General features: G+C 59.2%; 15 protein-coding genes. 10 read left to right on the top strand and 5 right to left on the bottom strand.

The annotated features are described in order from the left end of the window. Positions 1-49 precede the first annotated feature (49 nt). Positions 50-445 carry a hypothetical protein gene (locus I2E69_RS04680; RefSeq protein WP_195459194.1) on the bottom strand — a complete coding sequence of 132 codons (396 nt, stop codon included), beginning with the start codon at positions 443-445 and terminating at the stop codon, positions 50-52. Positions 446-809: 364 nt separating this feature from the next. Here I2E69_RS04680 and I2E69_RS04675 point away from each other — a divergent pair, with 364 nt between their 5' ends. Both I2E69_RS04675 and I2E69_RS04670 read left to right on the top strand, forming a co-directional pair. Further along, positions 810-1799 (top strand): hypothetical protein, encoded by a 990-nt coding sequence (locus tag I2E69_RS04675; RefSeq protein WP_195459191.1) that lies wholly within the window; start codon positions 810-812, stop codon positions 1797-1799. A gap of 89 nt (positions 1800-1888) precedes the next feature. Then, entirely contained in the window at positions 1889-2149 is a 261-nt protein-coding gene (locus I2E69_RS04670; RefSeq protein ID WP_195460093.1) for a hypothetical protein, read from the top strand. Here the strand turns inward: I2E69_RS04670 and I2E69_RS04665 are convergent. Next, a complete protein-coding gene (locus I2E69_RS04665; protein WP_195459188.1) occupies positions 2094-2501 on the bottom strand; it encodes a hypothetical protein in 408 nt (135 codons plus the stop codon). The genes I2E69_RS04670 and I2E69_RS04665 overlap by 56 nt on opposite strands. A gap of 204 nt (positions 2502-2705) precedes the next feature. Here I2E69_RS04665 and I2E69_RS04660 point away from each other — a divergent pair, with 204 nt between their 5' ends. The 3 genes from I2E69_RS04660 to I2E69_RS04650 all read left to right on the top strand — a co-directional run bounded on the left by I2E69_RS04660 (position 2706) and on the right by I2E69_RS04650 (position 7039). Next, positions 2706-5153 carry an ATP-binding protein gene (locus I2E69_RS04660; protein ID WP_195459186.1) on the top strand — a complete coding sequence of 816 codons (2448 nt, stop codon included), beginning with the start codon at positions 2706-2708 and terminating at the stop codon, positions 5151-5153. Between the two features lie 5 nt (positions 5154-5158). Further along, complete coding sequence (locus I2E69_RS04655) at positions 5159-6514, top strand: sigma-54-dependent transcriptional regulator (protein ID WP_195460058.1); 1356 nt, start codon at positions 5159-5161, stop codon at positions 6512-6514. A gap of 267 nt (positions 6515-6781) precedes the next feature. Next, positions 6782-7039 (top strand): hypothetical protein, encoded by a 258-nt coding sequence (locus I2E69_RS04650; RefSeq protein WP_229095383.1) that lies wholly within the window; start codon positions 6782-6784, stop codon positions 7037-7039. Positions 7040-7169: 130 nt separating this feature from the next. Here I2E69_RS04650 and I2E69_RS04645 read toward each other — a convergent pair whose 3' ends face one another. The 3 genes from I2E69_RS04645 to I2E69_RS04635 form a co-directional block, all read right to left on the bottom strand. Next, positions 7170-8639, bottom strand: coding sequence for a BACON domain-containing protein (locus tag I2E69_RS04645; RefSeq protein ID WP_195459183.1), 1470 nt, complete (start codon positions 8637-8639; stop codon positions 7170-7172). Between the two features lie 121 nt (positions 8640-8760). Next, positions 8761-9768, bottom strand: a complete 1008-nt coding sequence (locus tag I2E69_RS04640; RefSeq protein WP_195459181.1) for a GNAT family N-acetyltransferase — start codon at positions 9766-9768, stop codon at positions 8761-8763. Between the two features lie 21 nt (positions 9769-9789). Next, positions 9790-10623, bottom strand: coding sequence for an acyltransferase (locus tag I2E69_RS04635; protein ID WP_195459179.1), 834 nt, complete (start codon positions 10621-10623; stop codon positions 9790-9792). A 93-nt stretch (positions 10624-10716) separates the two neighbouring features. Between I2E69_RS04635 and rsmH the strand changes: the two genes are divergently transcribed. From rsmH to mraY, 5 genes are read left to right on the top strand one after another with little or no spacing between them, the layout of a single operon-like run. Next, a complete protein-coding gene (gene rsmH, locus I2E69_RS04630) occupies positions 10717-11619 on the top strand; it encodes a 16S rRNA (cytosine(1402)-N(4))-methyltransferase RsmH (protein ID WP_195459176.1) in 903 nt (300 codons plus the stop codon). 4 nt (positions 11620-11623) lie between these two features. Then, complete coding sequence (locus I2E69_RS04625) at positions 11624-12139, top strand: FtsL-like putative cell division protein (protein ID WP_195459173.1); 516 nt, start codon at positions 11624-11626, stop codon at positions 12137-12139. A gap of 6 nt (positions 12140-12145) precedes the next feature. Next, entirely contained in the window at positions 12146-14407 is a 2262-nt protein-coding gene (locus I2E69_RS04620; protein WP_195459169.1) for a penicillin-binding protein, read from the top strand. 1 nt (position 14408) lies between these two features. Next, positions 14409-15866 carry a UDP-N-acetylmuramoyl-L-alanyl-D-glutamate--2,6-diaminopimelate ligase gene (locus I2E69_RS04615; RefSeq protein ID WP_195459166.1) on the top strand — a complete coding sequence of 486 codons (1458 nt, stop codon included), beginning with the start codon at positions 14409-14411 and terminating at the stop codon, positions 15864-15866. 20 nt (positions 15867-15886) lie between these two features. Next, entirely contained in the window at positions 15887-17131 is a 1245-nt protein-coding gene (mraY, locus tag I2E69_RS04610) for a phospho-N-acetylmuramoyl-pentapeptide-transferase (RefSeq protein WP_195459162.1), read from the top strand. The last annotated feature ends 1 nt before the right edge of the window (position 17132 follow it).

Here is a 17132-nt window from a genome sequence, read left to right as displayed (position 1 = left end):
AGGTAATAAGGCCTGCAACGTCTTTTTTACCCGTTTTGCCGGGCGGGGGCTACCTGTCGACACCGTATTTTTCCCAGTCCCTTACTTTTTTCTGGTAATAGGCCTTGTCGGCCCGGTAGGCCTCGATCCGCATGAGATGCTCCGTTGCGGAGCAGTTTCCGGCTTCGGCGGCCCGTTTGGCGAAATATTCCGCTTTGTCGAGTTCGTTGATCCGGATGTAGAACGACGAGAAATAGAGCCATGCGTCGGGTTCCTCCTCCAGTCCGCGGAGGAATTCCAACGCCGTGTGGATGTTGTTGTCCAGGAAACTGAACATGGCCATCGAAATGCGGTTGACTTTTTCGTTGGGGTACATTGTGGCGGCTCTTTCGAGGACGTTCCGGAACGGTTGGCTGCCCGGGTCGTACAGGTTGGCCAGCAGGTAAAATTCATAGAGTGACAACATATCTGGACGTTTTTTGTGGTTTTTTATGATTTCACGGTGATAATTCTTTTCTGATAACAAATATAATGCACCGCAAGGCGTTGATAAAGACAACTTTATCGGCGCAGGTCCGCTGTGCCGGACCTTTCGGTGAAACGGGTTGCTGCCGGGGACATGATCCGGCGGAAAACGCGGAAACAGCGTTTTTTGGGGACTTTTCGGAGAAAACCGAACCGCATTTTCTCCGAAAAGGAGAAAAACAGCCTGCGCGATCGCTGTTTCTGCGGTCCCGGACGGGCCTGTTTTTCGGACCGGCTTTTTTCTTCGCATTTTTTTTGCTATTTTGCAAAAACGGGGATTCCCGTTTGACGCAATTTTACAGGTTATGAGAAACAGTACTGCGAGCAGGGAAGATCTTCACGATGCTTTCATCGGTAAACTATGTAAAAAAGTACCCCGGCGGGCGGACCTCGTGGCCCGCATATCGGACATCCTGCGCCTGGAGAAGGAATCCGTCTACCGGAGGATTGCCGGACGGGTGAATTTTTCGGTACGGGAAATGGGCATCCTGGCCCGGGAGCTGGGCCTGTCGCTCGACAGCCTGCTGTATCGGGACAAAGAGTTCCAATGGCTGCCGTTCCGGCTCGAATCGCCGCAGCAGTTTCGGTCGATGGATTCGTTTTACGACATGATCGAATTCAACCAGAAGTGCATCGGTGAGATGACACGCGACGAACCCGGCGAGACGGGCAACGTCTACAATTCGCTGCCGATGGAATTCTTCATTTCGTCGCCCCTGCTGACGAAGTTCATGTTTTTCAAGTGGGGCAACTATTTCGTCCGGTCCGAAGAATTCAACAGTTTCTCCCGCTGGGAAATGCCCGAAAGGGTGGCTGCAATTGCGGAGCGGTGCGCCGGGTTGTACAATTTCAGGGAGGCCTTTTATATCTGGGACAGTTCGCTGGTCTGGACGCTGGCCCGGGAGATCGATAATTTTCACCGGATGGGGGTCATCACTCCGGAGGAGAAGGACGCTATCAAGGCCGAACTGACGAACCTGCTGCGCCGTATCGAACAGGCGTTGAACGGGACCTACGTTTCGTCGGTTCCGTTTCCGGCCGAGATGTCCTTTTATGTGTCGTCCATCAATGTCGGGTTTTCGAGCAGCTATTTCGCGGCGGGCGACAGGCATTTCGCTACGCTCCAGACCAATTTCAGTTTCTCGAAGATCGAAAATTCGGAGGAGGATTTCCTGCGGATCAAAGAGTGGATCAGGTCCTTCTGCAATATCTCCACCCTGCTCTCCTGGAGCGGGCGTATCGAAAGGCGGCAGTTTTTCGAGAGCCAGTATAAGATCGTCGATTCGATGCTGTAACAGCACGGAATCGGGCTGCTTCTCCGGACGGATTTGACGGTTACGCCAGGATTCGTTATCTTTGCAGCGTCGATAAAAGACACCGTACCATGAAAAAACACAAGATTACCGAACAGGATTACCTCAAAGCCCACCGCAAGGCAGGCCGCGAAGAGGAGATCGCACGCCACGGCCGGCCCGTAGGGCTGCACGCCGTGCACAAATCGAAAAAAGCATATGATCGCAAACGCGAAAAGGCAGGTCTGAGAAACCTGCCTTTTCCATTTTACCTGTTTGCCGAATACGCCGGGCCGCTTACAACTGCTCCGGCAGGGTTCCGGGCGTTTTTTCCGGTGCAGGCCGTACGGTGACGATGCTGTCGACGACGAACTTCGTGAATCCCCGCCAGGGCAGCGCCCCGAAGTACTCCTTGTAGTGCAGTTCGAGCGTTTTGCCGCCCTGCAGCATCAGGTCGCGGGCAAGCGCCTCGTCCTCGACCGAAAATTCGAATTCGTAGGATTGGATCGAACCGGCTGTTTTCGATCGGATTCCGGTCTGGATCAGTTTCCCCTCATAGGTTTTGAACAGCACGCCTTTGTAGACGACGTAATTCAGTTCGCCGCTCTTGACGCCTTCCCCGAAGACGAAAAAGAACCGGAAATAGAAGGCTGCCGCCAGTACGACAGCAATCGTTATCAGAATCAGTACCCAATGTTTTTTCATAGTTTTCTCGGCCGGGCTTTATCCGCACCGTTGTCACAAAGATAATCATTTAATCCTGTCGCTGTGCACTTTCCGTGCGCAGGTTCGCCGACACCCTCTCCAGGCCTTCCGGCGGGGGAATTTTTCCGGAAGGAGCCCTCCGGCGTTCGCCGCGATATAGTAGCGGAATGTACGGTTTTCCCGGCTTTTTCGTATATTTGGACTGTGAAGGAGTCGAAATATGTCAAAACGAAGATTGCGGCGGGCTATCTCCTGTTGATCGCGGTCTGTATCCTTTCGGTGGGCTACGTCTATCGGGTGGCGGTCCGTTTTTCAGCGCCCGACGGCAGCTATTCCCTGCTGCATACCAAGCGCGGGGCCATCAACCGGACTCTCTACCACCTTTATCAGGCCGAAAGCTACGGGCAGTTGATGATCGCCGGATACCAGTCCTATGAAAACCGTTACCGGCGCGAACTGCGCACCGTAAGAGGCTGTATCGACTCGCTGCGATCGCTTACCTTCGGCGGAGATTCGCTGCAGGCGATGAGGCTGGACAGCATCACGCGGCTGATCGCCGATAAGGAACGCCGCACGATGAGCCTGCGGCATGCGATTCGCGCCGGGGCTACGGCGGGCTTGCTGGACAAAAATATCCGCAGCCTGATCGGTCCCCGGGAGAGTATTGTGGCCGATACGACGCCGTTCCGCAGCGTCGTGCGGCAGGATACGACGGTTGTGCCGCGCGCCAAACGCCGTTTCTTTCAACGGCTGGGCGACCTGTTCAGCCCGCCGGAGGCCGATTCGAGCGTCGTCATTTCGCGCCGTGAGCAGATCGGCTCGGTCATGCCCGCAGAGGCGGTGAAGGATACTATCACACTGGTGCTGCGGGCATTGCAGGACAGCGTTACGAGCAACCGGCTGGGTTTCTACGACCAGGTGTGGCAGGAGGGACTGCGGCTGAGTTACAGCAACGAACTGGTAAACACGAAGATATACCGCCTGATCATGGATTTCGAATCCGAGGACACGGCTTACCTGATGCAGCGCATCGAGCGCAACGAGGTGTTCCGCCGGCGGTCGTCGCGCATTCTGGGCGGCGTGGCCATCGGGGCCGTGGTGCTGATGCTCCTGTTCGTCGGGATGCTCTGGCGCGACATCAACCGCAGTAACCGCTACCGCCGGGAATTGGAGCAGGCCAACCGCGATAAGGAGGCGCTGCTGGAGGCGCGCGAAAAGCTGATGCTGGCTGTTACGCACGACATCAAGGCTCCGCTGGGGTCGGTGATGGGCTATATCGATTTGCTTTCGCGGTTGACGGACGACAAACGGCAGGAGCTCTATCTGCACAACATGAAGGAGTCGTCGGAACATCTGCTGGCATTGGTCGACAGCTTGTTGGATTTCTACCGGCTCGACATCAACAAAACCGAGGTCAGCCGCGTGGCGTTCAGCCCCGCGCAGTTGTTCGAAACGATCCGGGCGGGATTTGCCGCCGCGGCAGCTGCGAAGGGGCTGGAGTTGCGCCTGGAAGCCGAGCCGGCCGCCGGCCGGGAGGTGACGGGCGATGCTTTTCACATCCGGCAGATTGCCGATAATCTGATTTCCAATGCGCTGAAATTTACCGATGAAGGTTCGGTGACGATCCGTGTGGACGTGGTGCGTGGACGGCTGGTCTTCTCCGTGCGCGACACGGGCCGCGGCATCGGCCGCGAGGAAAAAAAGCGGATTTTTGCGGAGTTCGTGCGCCTGAGTTCGGCGCAGGGTGTCGACGGTTTCGGACTGGGGCTGTCGATTGTCGACCGCCTTGTGAAACTGCTCGGCGGCACGATTTCGCTCGAAAGCCGTTTGGGTGAAGGGAGTAAGTTTATCGTTTCGGTCCCTGTCGGCGAAGTGACAGAAGGGGCGGCGGCCTGTGCTGTTGCCGAACCGGTTCCGCAGCCGGGATTGCGGGTGCTGCTGATCGATGACGACCCCCTGCAGCTCGAAATGACCGCCGCGATGTGCAGCCGGGCGGGAATCGGGTCCGAAAGCTGTCAATACCCCGAATATGTGGCCAAACTTGTCGGTGAAAGCCGTTTCGATCTGGTGCTGACCGATATACAAATGCCGTCGGCGGACGGATTCGGTGTGCTGGAGGCCGTGCACGGCGTCGATCCCGGGTTGAAAGTAGTCGCCGTATCGGCGCGCGGGGATTTGGATGCGGGGGATTTCACCGCCCGCGGATTCGCCGGATGCCTGCGCAAGCCGTTTACATACAGTGAGTTGATGACCGTCGTTCGAGCGGCTTGCAGTGACGCGGAGATTGCCGCATCGGCGGACGAAGCCGGGATTCCGGCGGCGGGTGTCGATTTCAAGGCTTTGACAGCCTATGCGGGAGACGATACCGAAGCGGCCAGGAGCATTCTGGGATCGTTCGCCGAACAGACGGCGGCGAACTGCGCCGGGCTTGAAAAGGCGCTCGGCGACCGAGATGCCGCAACGGTGAAAGCGTTGGCGCACAAGATGCTGCCGATTTTCACGATGCTCGGGGCGGCGGAGATCGCCGCCGTCCTGCACCGGGCCGAAACCTGTGAAGGAGCGCTGACGGATGCCCTTTGCGGCGAACTGCGGACGGCCGTGAAAAAAATCCGCACGATTGTCGCGGATGCTGAAAAAACGGTATCTTTGTGAAGCCTATGGAAGAACGGATTTTAGTCGTGGACGACGATATCACCTTCGCGCTGATGCTGCGCACATGGCTCTCGAAACGCGGTTTCGGGGTCGAGACGGCTTCGTCGGTGGCGGCAGCGCGCACGGCCCTCGCCGCGGGCGGCTTTTCGCTCGTGCTGAGCGACATGCGCCTGCCGGACGAGGACGGTATCGCCTTGCTGCAATGGATGGCCGGTGCGGGTGTCGTTGCGCCGGTGATCGTGATGACGAGCTACGCTGAAATCCAGAACGCCGTGCGGTGCATGAAGCTCGGCGCCTGCGACTATGTGGCCAAGCCGGTGAATCCCGACGAACTGCTGAAAAAAATCCGTGAAGCGCTGGACGCCTCCGTGCAGGCGGCCCCGGCGGTGAAGTCCGTTCCGAAGGCTGGCGGGAACGCTGCGGGACAACCGCTCAACTATATCGAAGGCCGCAGCGACGCCGCGCGGCAGTTGTACGAACACATCCGGCTGGTGGCCCCGACCAACATGTCGGTGCTGGTGAACGGTGCGAGCGGAACGGGCAAGGAGCACGTGGCGCAACTGATCCACCGCGGGAGCAAGCGGGCCGGGAAACCCTTCGTGGCGGTCGACTGCGGAGCCATTCCCCGCGATTTGGCGGCCTCGGAGTTCTTCGGGCATGTCAAGGGGGCGTTCACGGGGGCTTTGGCCGACAAGACAGGAGCTTTCGAGGCCGCCGACGGCGGCACGCTGTTTCTCGACGAGGTCGGCAACCTGAGTTACGAAACGCAGGTGCAGTTGCTGCGTGCCTTGCAGGAACGGCGCATCCGCCCTGTGGGAAGCAACCGTGAAATTCCGGTCGACATCCGCCTCGTGGCTGCGACTAACGAGGACCTCGAAGCGGCTATCGCACGCGGCTCGTTTCGTGCCGACCTTTACCACCGCATCAACTCCTTTACATTGCGTATGCCCTGTTTGAGGCAGATGCGCAGCGACATTCCGCTCTTCGCCGACTTCTTCCTCGACCAGGCTAACCGCGAACTGGACAAACGGATCGTCGGGTTCGATGCTGCTGCGGCCGCGGCCCTTGTCGCTTGCGACTGGCCGGGCAACCTGCGGCAACTGAAAAACGCGGTGATGTCGGCGACGCTGCTTGCCGCGGGCGAGTACGTCACGATCTGCGATCTGCCGGCCGAAGTTACCGCCGGTCCGGCGGAGGAACCTGCTGCGGCATCCCTTTCGCTGCGCGACCCGGCTTCCGAGGAGGAGCAGATTCGCCGCGCCATCGCCGCCGCGGGCGGCAACAAGTCGCAGGCGGCCAAACTGCTCGGCATCGACCGCAAAACGCTCTACAACAAACTGCATCTCTACGGCATCGAATAGCGGCCGCGGCCTGCGGCCCCCGATTTGCCTGTTTCCCGGCCGCCTTTCCACAGCCGGCTGTGGAATTTTTCCACACTTTTTGTCCTGTTTCCACACTTTTCCACACCCGGTCTATTTTTTGGCATGGTGGAATTTTGCATTGGAAACCAGTGTGTTGTATTTTCTGTTCCGGCATGGCATCGCGCTTGAACTTCAGAAAGACGGAACGGCGAGGAAACGAACCGCTAAACGAGAAAATGAAGTTCAACCATTTTAATTCTTAAAACTATGAAAAAGACAGTTGTAATGATGGCGGCATTGATGCTGATGGCCGGAGGTATGGTCTATGCACAGGAGCCCGAGAAGCAGGATTCCACCAAGAAGGAGGCTCCGACGGCGCCCGCTCCCGAAGAGAAACCCGATCCCGTGAAGCCGGAGCCGGTTCCCGCAGAGCCGGAATCGGAACCCGCCGAGCAGAAATCGGAACCTGTGAAGGTTGAGAAAGCCCGGAGCCTGGAAACCGAGTACGGCGAAGTCGTTCGGTAATCTTTTGCCCGGAATCATTTAGTTAAATAATTGTTTGCCTGGTCCCCTGCTTCGGCGGGGGATTTTTTTTGCGCGTAAAAAAGGGCGCCTTCCGATCGGATAGCGCCCCGGTATGCTGCGGGTTATGGAATCACCGGATCCATTCGACGTTCGTGGCGTCGCGGAAAAGGATGTTAAGCGGCCGTATGAGGCTTGCGGCATCGGTGGCGAAGAGGAAGCCCACCTTGTCGAGCGGCACGGAGATGAAGGTCGTCGAGGGGTAGCCGCCGATCATGTCGATCTTGTCGAGCAGCGACCAGACGAAGATTTCGAACGGCATCTGGCCCGGCAGCAGAGTCAGCCCTTTGAACCGTTCGGGGTAATCGGCCGACGAGGAGTCGGCGGGGTGCGGCTTGAAGAAGATGTCGTACCGGTCGCCGTACTGCTCCATGATTTTTCCTACGTAGTTTGCCTGCTGCTGTTCGCTGGTCGCGGAGGAGTGGCTCGTACCGATGATGATGAGGTTTTTCTTCGGCGACTTGTCGAACAGCGCCTCGAAGTCGTCGTAGCTGAATTTGGCCATGCGGTAGAACTGCTGTTTCGACGCTTCGGGAAGGGCTGTCAGCAATTCGTAGGGCTGGATGCTCTCCATCTTCATTTCTGCGAGTTGCTCGGTGATAAACGGACACGAGGACTCCATCAGGTCCTTGTTCTGGAGCATCAGCCGGTAATTGGGACGCGTCGAGAGGTAGTAGGGCCATGTGTAGGCATTGAACTCCTCGATGCCGCGGGTCACGGGATAGCGGCCGCCGTGGTTCCAGTCGAGGGCTTCGACCTCCCCTTCGTAAGTGTTCCAGTTCTGCTCGGCCGTGGCGGGATCGCCGAAATAGAGGTGGAAATTGTTGTAGGTTCCCGAGCCGTCGGAGAGCATCGTCACTTTCACACGTGTGGAGTCGATGCCCTGCGCCACGAACCAGTCGTAGCCGAGGCGGCATCGCAGGTCGTCGACCAGCAGTCCGAAGATGGCTGTGGGTTCGGCGGCGTTGATCTCCAGAATGCGGCGTTTCATCGCGTCGCGCATCTTCTCCATGTCGGTTGTGGCCGAGGAACTGACCTCTGCCCAGTCGGGGAATTGGGCGGGATCGAAGGTCTGCGAGCGGTCGAAATAGAACCAGCTTGGTTTGTTGTGCGAAAGCAGGTGGAGGCCTGCGTAAAGGCTGGGCATGGTTCCGAACGTCGCGTAGAAATAGTAGTCCGGGGAGTCGAATCCGGTGTGGCCGGCACTTTGCGAGAGCTGGAACGGGTAGTTCTTGCCGTCGCAGAAGAAGGTCACGAGGGCGCTGCGCGCAGCCCCGTCGTTGGCGTCGAAACTCACCTCGATCTCCGAATAGCCTGCCGGACCTTTGAGGGGCGAGAGTGTGAACCACTCTTCGGCCGGTTCGGGCAGGGTGATTTGCCAGGGAGCGGGCGCATTTACCGTGATTTTGCCGCTGCGGGCCAGATCGTCGAGCGACAGGAAGTCGGTGCCGCCGTTGATGCGGACCTTCGGTGTTTCGTCGTCGCAGGCCATGGTTCCGGCGACGAGGCCGAGAGCCAGGATGAGGCGGAAGAATCGTTTCATGCGAAGTGTTTTTTGGGTTTGTCTGTATTGTTAAATGCAGAAAAAGCCGGTTTACTGCTTCGGATGCAAAATTCAGACCGTCCGGACAAAGCGTCCGGACGTGAATACAGGCGGGAACACGTTATGCGTTCCGCTTTTTCTTGATACGTTCGAAATGTTCGCGCAGGCGTTCGCTGAACTCCTCGCGGCGATGCTTCAGGTTGGCCCGCCAACCCAGCCAGCGGGTGTAGCGGAGGCGTTTTTCGGGATAAATGTCGCGAATCGTCACCAGGATGCCCGTCTCCTCCACGCCGCCGAAATCGGGGTTCGACACCGTGTCGAAGACCCGCATCGTGGGCGAAAGGTTCATATAGGCGTTGATCAGCGGGGGAATGTTCTCGTTGAACTCGCGGATTTGCTGGATCAGGATGCGGTAGTTCTCCATGTAGGTCGCGCCGCAGAACAACTCCTCGTAATAGGGATCGTCGAGGTCGAGCGGGATGGGATTGATCCCTTCCACCAACTGGTCGCGGTCGGGGAAATAACGGCGCAGGAACCAGATGAGCGCATTGCGCGCCACGGCTTTGTAGGTCGTGTACATCGTGACCTTGCCGAAGAGGTATTTGGCCTTGGGGTTCAGGACGATGAGTGCGCCGAGTCCGTCCCAGAGGTTGTCCAGGGCGTAGATGCTCTTGGCATTGCCGCGGGCCTGGTAGGCGGGCTGCACGAACGAACGGCCCAGTTCGATGGTCCGGGGCAGGAATTTTTGGCGGAAACGTTCGCTGAAACGGAAATAGTGCTCCGTCGAGAGGTGGCGGGGGTTGGGCGTGGTGCAGACGATGAAGCGGTAGCCGCCGACGATCTCCTGCGCTGCGGGGTCCCAGACGATCAGTTGGTAGTAGCCGTCGCCTGCGAGGTCCTCCTCGTCGATGTCGACCTCCTGCCCCGTACCGCCGCCTGCGCCGCGGAAAGCTACTTCACGCAGGCGTCCCACTTCGCGCATCAGCGCGGGGCATTCGGCTGCCGAGAAGATGTAGATTTCATTGCCGGCCTTGTGGGTGCTGCGTATTTTGCGCGCGGGCGTCAACTCCGCGAGCAGCAGTTCCCGGCTGACCGGTTCTATAATGGGTTCCATCTTATTTTGTTGCATGACGGGGCAAAAATACCAAAATTAGCGCGTTTGGTTCGGGTCGTCGAGTTTTTTTTCTAAAAAATACGCCTTTTTGCGTACTTCCAGCGCCTGTTCGCGCAGTGAACCGTAATGCTGGAGCTCGGCTACGGGGATGGGATCGCCGACGATGATGCGGAAATGCTTGCCCTTTTGGGAAAACATTTCGTCGGGCAGCCACAGCATTTCGATGTTGAATTTGATCCCCAATGCTTTGCGTAGGCGGTAAACCCGGTAGAAGAATTTCGACAGGTGGCCCTCGACGAAGACCGGAACGATCTGCCGCTGCGAAGAGTAGGCCTTTTTCAGGAAACTGATTTTCCACTCCGGATCGGTCACTTCACCGCCGATGCAGCGGGAACAGAGGCCTGCGGGGAAGGTCAGGATGGGCAGTTCGCCGAAAAACTCCTCGTCGAATTTCCGGGCGTAGGAGGCGCTTTGCGCGCCGTGTTTGTTGACCGGGATCCACAGCGGCTGCAATGGTTCGAGGTGCATCAGCAGGTCGTTGACCACCACCCGCGCATCGCCGAAACGGTCGATCAGTTTGTCGGCGAGCATCATGCCGTCCATACCCCCGAACGGGTGGTTCGAGGCGAAAAGGTAGCGTCCCTTGGGGTCGAGTTTTTCGAGCCCTTCGACCGAATAGGTGACCTGCCATTCGCGGAAACAGGCGCGGATGAACTCCTGCGGAGGCAGCGACCAGTAGTGTTCGAGGATATAGTTGATTTCCGACTCGTGGATCGTGCGGCGAAGCCAGTTCACGACCGGACGGGGTATCCAGCGTGCCAGCCGCGGAGCTTTCTGCTTGAGTACGGCGCCGATGTCGATTTTAGGCATGGAATGTTCACAAAATTATATCCACAAATATAGGTATTCTTTTTTGAAAAATCCCTAACTTTACACCCAAATAGACCTTTGCAAACAACTATTATGTCGCAATACCATACTCCCGTACTGTTGGAAGAGTCTGTGGGACTGCTCGGTATCGAGTCCGCAGGCACATACGCCGACCTCACTTTCGGCGGAGGCGGCCATTCGCGCCGCATCCTCGCCGAACTGGGACCGGAGGGTCGTCTGTACGGTTTCGACCAGGATCGTGACACGCTGGAAAACCGCCCCGAAGATGCGCGTTTTCACTACGTGGAGAGCAATTTCCGGTTCCTGCGCGGAGCGCTCCGGCTGCGCGGCGTGACGGAGGTGGATGGTGTTCTGGCCGATTTGGGGGTGTCGTCGCACCATTTCGACGCCGTGGAACGCGGCTTTTCATTCCGCGGCGAGGCGCCGCTCGACATGCGCATGAACCAGCGCGGGCGGCTCACGGCGGCCGACGTGGTCAACAACTATTCTGCGGAGGACCTGACCCGCATATTGGGCGACTGGGGAGAGGTCGAGACGCCGTGGAAGGTGGCCAACTGTCTGGTGAAGGCCCGCGCCGTAACGCCTGTCACGACTACGGCGCAGTTGGTCGAGGCGGTGAAGCCCTGCACGCCCAAAAAGGACGAGGCCAAATTCCTGACCAAACTTTTCCAGGCTCTGCGTATCGAGGTCAACGGCGAGATGGAGGCGCTGAAAATGGCCCTGGAGCAGAGTCTGCGGGTGCTGAAACCCGGCGGCCGGCTGGTCGTTATCTCCTACCATTCGCTCGAAGACCGTCTGGTGAAGAATTTCATGCGCAGCGGCAATTTCTCGGGCGAGGTCGAAAAGGACTTTTTCGGCCGGCCGCAAACGCCGTTTGACCTGGTGACGCGCAAAGCCGTGACCCCTTCGGCCGAAGAACTCGACCGCAATCCCCGTTCCCGTTCGGCGAAACTCCGGGCGGCCGTAAAACGCTGACAGAATGTACCGCGATCACGAATTCGACCCGATAACCCCTGAGGAGCAGGCCCGCCGCGAACAGGAGGAGGAGTTCGCGCGCCGCGTGCGCCGCGAGGTGCGCCGCATGGAGCGCGGTGAAGCCGAAGAGGACCTTCGCGCCGACGAGGAGCAGGAGGCCGAGGAGCGCGCCGAAGCCGAGGAACGCGAACGCCGGGAACGCCGCCGTTCGGCCAGCACTTTCTGGCAACTCTTTTCGGGAACGATCCTCGTACGCGAAGGCGTTTCGAAATATTACCCTTACATGCTGACGATCGCCGGTATGTTCTTCCTGAGTATCATGGTGATGTTCTGGTCGTTGCACCTCGACATGCGTTATACGCGCCTCGAAGGCGAGGTGCAGAAGCTTCGCGAGCGCTCGATCCGCCTGCAGGAGCAGCGTTACCAGCGTACGACCCATTCGGCGGTCGTCGAACAGCTCCGGGCGCGGGGTATCGAACTTTACGATCCGCAGGCGCCGGGCGAAATTATTGAAAATTAGGCGGCGATGAAACAGGAACGTTCGAAGGTCAAAAGCGACATTCTGCTGCGGGTGAGGCTCCTTTACGTGCTTTTCATCCTCGCCGGGGCCATCGTGCTCGCGCGGCTTATCTGGGTGCAGCTTTTCAGTTCGGAGGTCGCCTACAACGCCGACCGCCTCGCCAGCCGTATTTTTACCCAGGAGGTGATTCCGGCGCAGCGGGGCAGCATCCTTTCGCGTGACGGCGAACCCTTAGCGACCTCGATTTTCCGCTACCAGGCCGCTTTCGATTTCGCATCGCCGGGACTCGATTCGCTCAAGACGTTCCGGGAACAGGCCGACTCGCTGGCAAAACTGCTGGCTGTCTTCTTCAAGGACAAACCCGCTTCGGCCTACTCCAAACGTTTCCGCGAGGAACATGCCCGCCGTTACCGGCTGGTCAATCCGCGCGACACCTCCTACCTGCGTTCCGACGGGTGGTTCTCGCGCATGATGGACCGCATGCGGGGTGAAGAGTGGGTCAAACGCCGCATCTACGATACGATTCGCGACCATACGCCCGTGAACATCTTTCCCCGCGAAGTGGACTTCGCCGAATGGGAGACGCTCAGGCGCTATCCGCTGCTGAACTGGAACATGGGCATGGTTTACCGGCTCATCGAGCGCGACGAACGCATCTATCCGCAGGGCGAACTGGCGCGCCGTACGATCGGACTGACCGGAGACAAGGGTAACTACGGCATCGAGGAGGCCTACCGCGAGGAGTTGGCCGGCCGTGACGGCAAGGCCCTGCGGCAACGCATCGCGCGCGGCTTCTACGGCCGGGTTGCGGGCGGCGACCATGCGGACCCGGTGGACGGCTACGACATCGTTACGACGCTCGACCTCGACCTGCAGGATGTAGCCGACAAGGCCCTGCGGCGTCAGTTGGAGGCGCAGAACGCCCTGTGGGGCACGACCATCGTGATGGAAACCCGCACGGGGGAGATATTGGCATTGGTCAACCTGGGCCGCAATGCCGACGGAAGTTTCGCCGAGCGGGAAAATTATGCCCTGAGCCGCAGTATGGAGCCGGGTTCGACGTTCAAGCTGGCGACGATGCTTACGCTGCTCGACGACGCCCGGATGCCCGTATCGACGGTTTACGACACGCACAACGGCGATCCGGTGACGGTCGGCCCGGCCAAGAACATCCGCGACTCGCACCGCGGCGACCATGAAATCGATTTCCGGCGCGCCGTGGCTTCGTCGTCGAACGTCTATTTCGCCAAGGCGATCTGGGACCGCTACGGGATCACAGGCAAGAAACAGGAGTACAGCGATTTCCTCCATAAAGAGCTGCACCTGGGCGAGACGGTGGGGCTGGAACGCCTCGGTGAACGGGCTCCTTCGATCACGACAGACTGGAAGGTTCCCGATCCGGGCGTCATGCTCGTGAAAATGTCTTACGGCTATCGCGTGCGGCTGGCTCCGATTCAGATGATCACCTTCTACAACGCCATTGCCAACGGCGGCAAGATGATCTCGCCCGTGCTGGTGCGTGAACTGCGTCATGGCGACCGGGTCGAGGAGCGCTTCGAAAGCCGGACCATCGCTTCGTCGATCGCCTCGCGGGCTGCACTGCGCGAGGTCCAGCAAAGCCTCCAGGCAGTCTGTACGGAGGGTACGGCCAGCGCTTTCTTCCGCGACACGACGCGCCTGCGGGTGGCGGCGAAGACCGGTACGGCACAGATCACCGATGCCCGCAGCCGCGAGGGCCGCTACTACCTGGGTTCGATGGTGGCCTACTTCCCGGCCGATGCCCCCCGGTATACGGTGCTCACGACCATCGAGACGCGGGCCCAGGCCGGAAAGGCCTATTACGGCGGTCCGCTGGCGGGCCCTGTGGTGAAACGCATGGTCGACTACATCTTTAACCGCGGCCACGATTGGTATGCACGTATCGACGACGGTGGTCCACGCCGTTATCCCGACCGGATGAAGGGCGGCGATATCGCCCAGATCCGCCGTGTGGCTGATAAACTCTCACCCCGCGCCTCGTTCGACAGCCGTACGGGCTGGGGACGCGCCGCGGTGGACAGCCTCGCCAATGTGGTTATCTCGTCCCTGCCCGAAGACCGGGGCGTGATGCCCGATGTGCGCGGCATGGGACTCAAAGATGCCCTTTTCGTGCTCGAAAGCCGCGGCCTGAAGGTCCGCTTTTCGGGGCAGGGAGCCGTAACACAGCAAAGCATCACCGCCGGAACCCGCATTACGCCGGGTACGGCGGTCATTATAACCTTGAAATAAAATGAAAAAATTAACCGATATCCTGCAAAATACCCCCGTCAGGGAGGTGCGCGGCGATGCGAACGCCGCCGTCGGCGGATTGGTCTACGATTCGCGCGCCGTGAAGCCGGGCGATTGTTTTTTTGCCGTGCCGGGTACGCAGAGCGACGGCCACGACTTCATTCCCGCGGCCCTCGGGAAGGGCGCGGCGGCGGTGGTCTGCGAGCGGATGCCCGAGACTCCGGCGGAGGGCGTGGCGTATGTTCTCGTCGAAGACTCGGCGGGAGCCATGGCCGATATGGCCGCGGCGTTCTATGACTATCCGAGCCGCGGGTTGAAACTCGTGGGCATCACCGGGACCAACGGGAAGACCACGACCGTGACGCTGCTCTACGATCTCGTGCGGGCGATGGGTTACAAGGCCGGGCTGATCTCGACGGTAGTCTACAAGATCGACGGACGTGAAATCGAATCGACCCACACGACGCCCGACCCGGTCCGGCTGAACGCCATGATGCGCGAAATGGCCGACATGGGATGCGAATACTGCTTCATGGAGTGCTCGTCGCACGCCATCGTGCAGGAGCGCACGCGGGGCCTCGACTTCGCAGGCGGCATCTTCTCGAACATCACGCACGACCACCTCGACTACCACAAGACCTTCGCCGAATACATCCGGGCCAAGAAACTCTTTTTCGACGGACTTCCCAAAGGGGCTTTCGCGCTGACGAACGCCGACGACCGGAACGGCCGCGTGATGGTGCAGAATACTGCGGCTGCGGTGAGCACCTACTCGCTGCGTTCGATGGCCGATTTCCGCTGCAAAATCGTCGAGATGCATCTCGACGGCATGTTGCTGCGCCTCGACGGCCAGGAGTTGTGGGTGGGCCTGCTGGGGCGGTTCAACGCCTACAACCTGTTGGCAGTCTACGGCGCCGCCGTGTTGCTGGGCCTCGACCGGGGCGAGGTGTTGCGCGTGTTGAGCATGCTGCACGCCGTGAGCGGCCGTTTCGAGAAGGTTCGGGCGGCGAACGGCACGACGGCCATCGTCGACTATGCCCATACGCCCGATGCCCTGGAGAACGTGATCCAGACCATCGAGGAGATTCGCACGCCCGAACAGCAGTTGATCGTGGTGTGCGGCTGCGGCGGCGACCGCGACAAAACCAAACGTCCCGAGATGGCTGCCATCGCCGTGAAATACGCTACGACAGCGGTCTTCACCTCCGACAATCCGCGCCACGAGTCGCCCGAGGCGATTCTCGACGACATGGCCGCGGGGATCGAACCCGGGGCGCGCTACCTGCGCATCGCCGACCGGGCCGAGGCGATCCGTACGGCCGTGATGCTCTCGCGTCCGGGCGACATCATCCTCGTTGCGGGCAAAGGACACGAAACCTATCAGGTCGTCGGCGATGTGAAGCACCATTTCGACGACCGGGAGGAGGTCCGCAAGGCTTTCGATACATTGATCAAATAAAAAACAAGTAAACAGAAGACATGTTCTACCATCTTTTCAGGTATCTGGACGAGGTTTATAACCTTCCCGGTTCGGGAATGTTTCAGTACATCTCCTTTCGTGCCGCGGCGGCCATTATCCTGTCGCTGCTGATCGTCATTATCTTCGGACGTTCGATCATCGACTTTCTGCGCCGCAAGCAGATCGGCGAAGATATCCGCGACCTCGGACTTCAGGGCCAACTGCAAAAAAAGGGAACCCCTACGATGGGCGGCGTCATCATCCTCATCGCCATCCTGGTCCCGATGCTGCTCGTCGGAAAACTCGACAACGTTTACATCCAACTGCTGCTCGTGTCGACCGTGTGGCTCGGACTGATCGGCGGCCTGGACGACTACATCAAAGTTTTCCGCCACAAGAAGGAGGGCCTGAACGGCCGTTTCAAGATTGTGGGACAGGTGGGCCTCGGTATCATCGTCGGAACGACGATGTGGCTTTCGCCCGATATCGTCGTCCGCGACAAGGTTACGCAGCCCGTGCAGACGGTCTACCTGAACGAGGACGGCACGGTGCTCGAAACTGTTCAGCGCCACGTTGTTATCAGTTCTGAGAGCCTCAAGACCACGCAGACGACCATTCCTTTCGTCAAAAACAACGAGTTCGACTACGGCTGGCTGACAGGCGGAAACAGTACCGCCACGTGGATTCTCTATGTGCTGGTGGCGATTTTCGTGGTGACGGCCGTATCGAACGGCGCCAACCTCACCGACGGACTCGACGGACTGGCTACGGGCGTTTCGGTCCCGATCGTCGCCGTGCTGGGCGTGCTGGCCTATCTTTCGGGTCACATCGTCTATGCCGACTACCTCAATATCATGTATATCCCCGACAGCGGCGAAATGGTGGTCTTCGCCGCGGCGCTGGTGGGTGCGCTGGTGGGCTTTTTGTGGTATAACTCCTTCCCGGCGCAGATTTTCATGGGCGACACGGGGTCGCTGGCCATCGGCGGCGTGATCGCGGTCTTCGCGCTCTGCATCCGGAAGGAACTGCTGCTGCCGCTGCTGTGCGGCGTCTTCCTGGTCGAGAGTTTCTCGGTGATGATGCAGGTCAGCTACTTCAAATACACCAAACGCCGGTACGGCGAGGGGCGGCGAATCCTGCTGATGTCTCCGGTCCATCACCATTACCAGAAAAAGGGTATTTTCGAGACTAAGATCGTCCTTCGCTTCTGGATCATCTCGCTGCTGCTGGCGGCAATTACACTGGTAACGCTGAAGATAAGATAAT

It is taken from the genome of Alistipes sp. D31t1_170403_E11, assembly GCF_015553985.1.
Taxonomy (GTDB): domain Bacteria; phylum Bacteroidota; class Bacteroidia; order Bacteroidales; family Rikenellaceae; genus Alistipes; species Alistipes montrealensis.
Note: the sequence above shows the minus strand (reverse complement) of the source record. Positions and strands in the feature narration are given on the sequence as shown.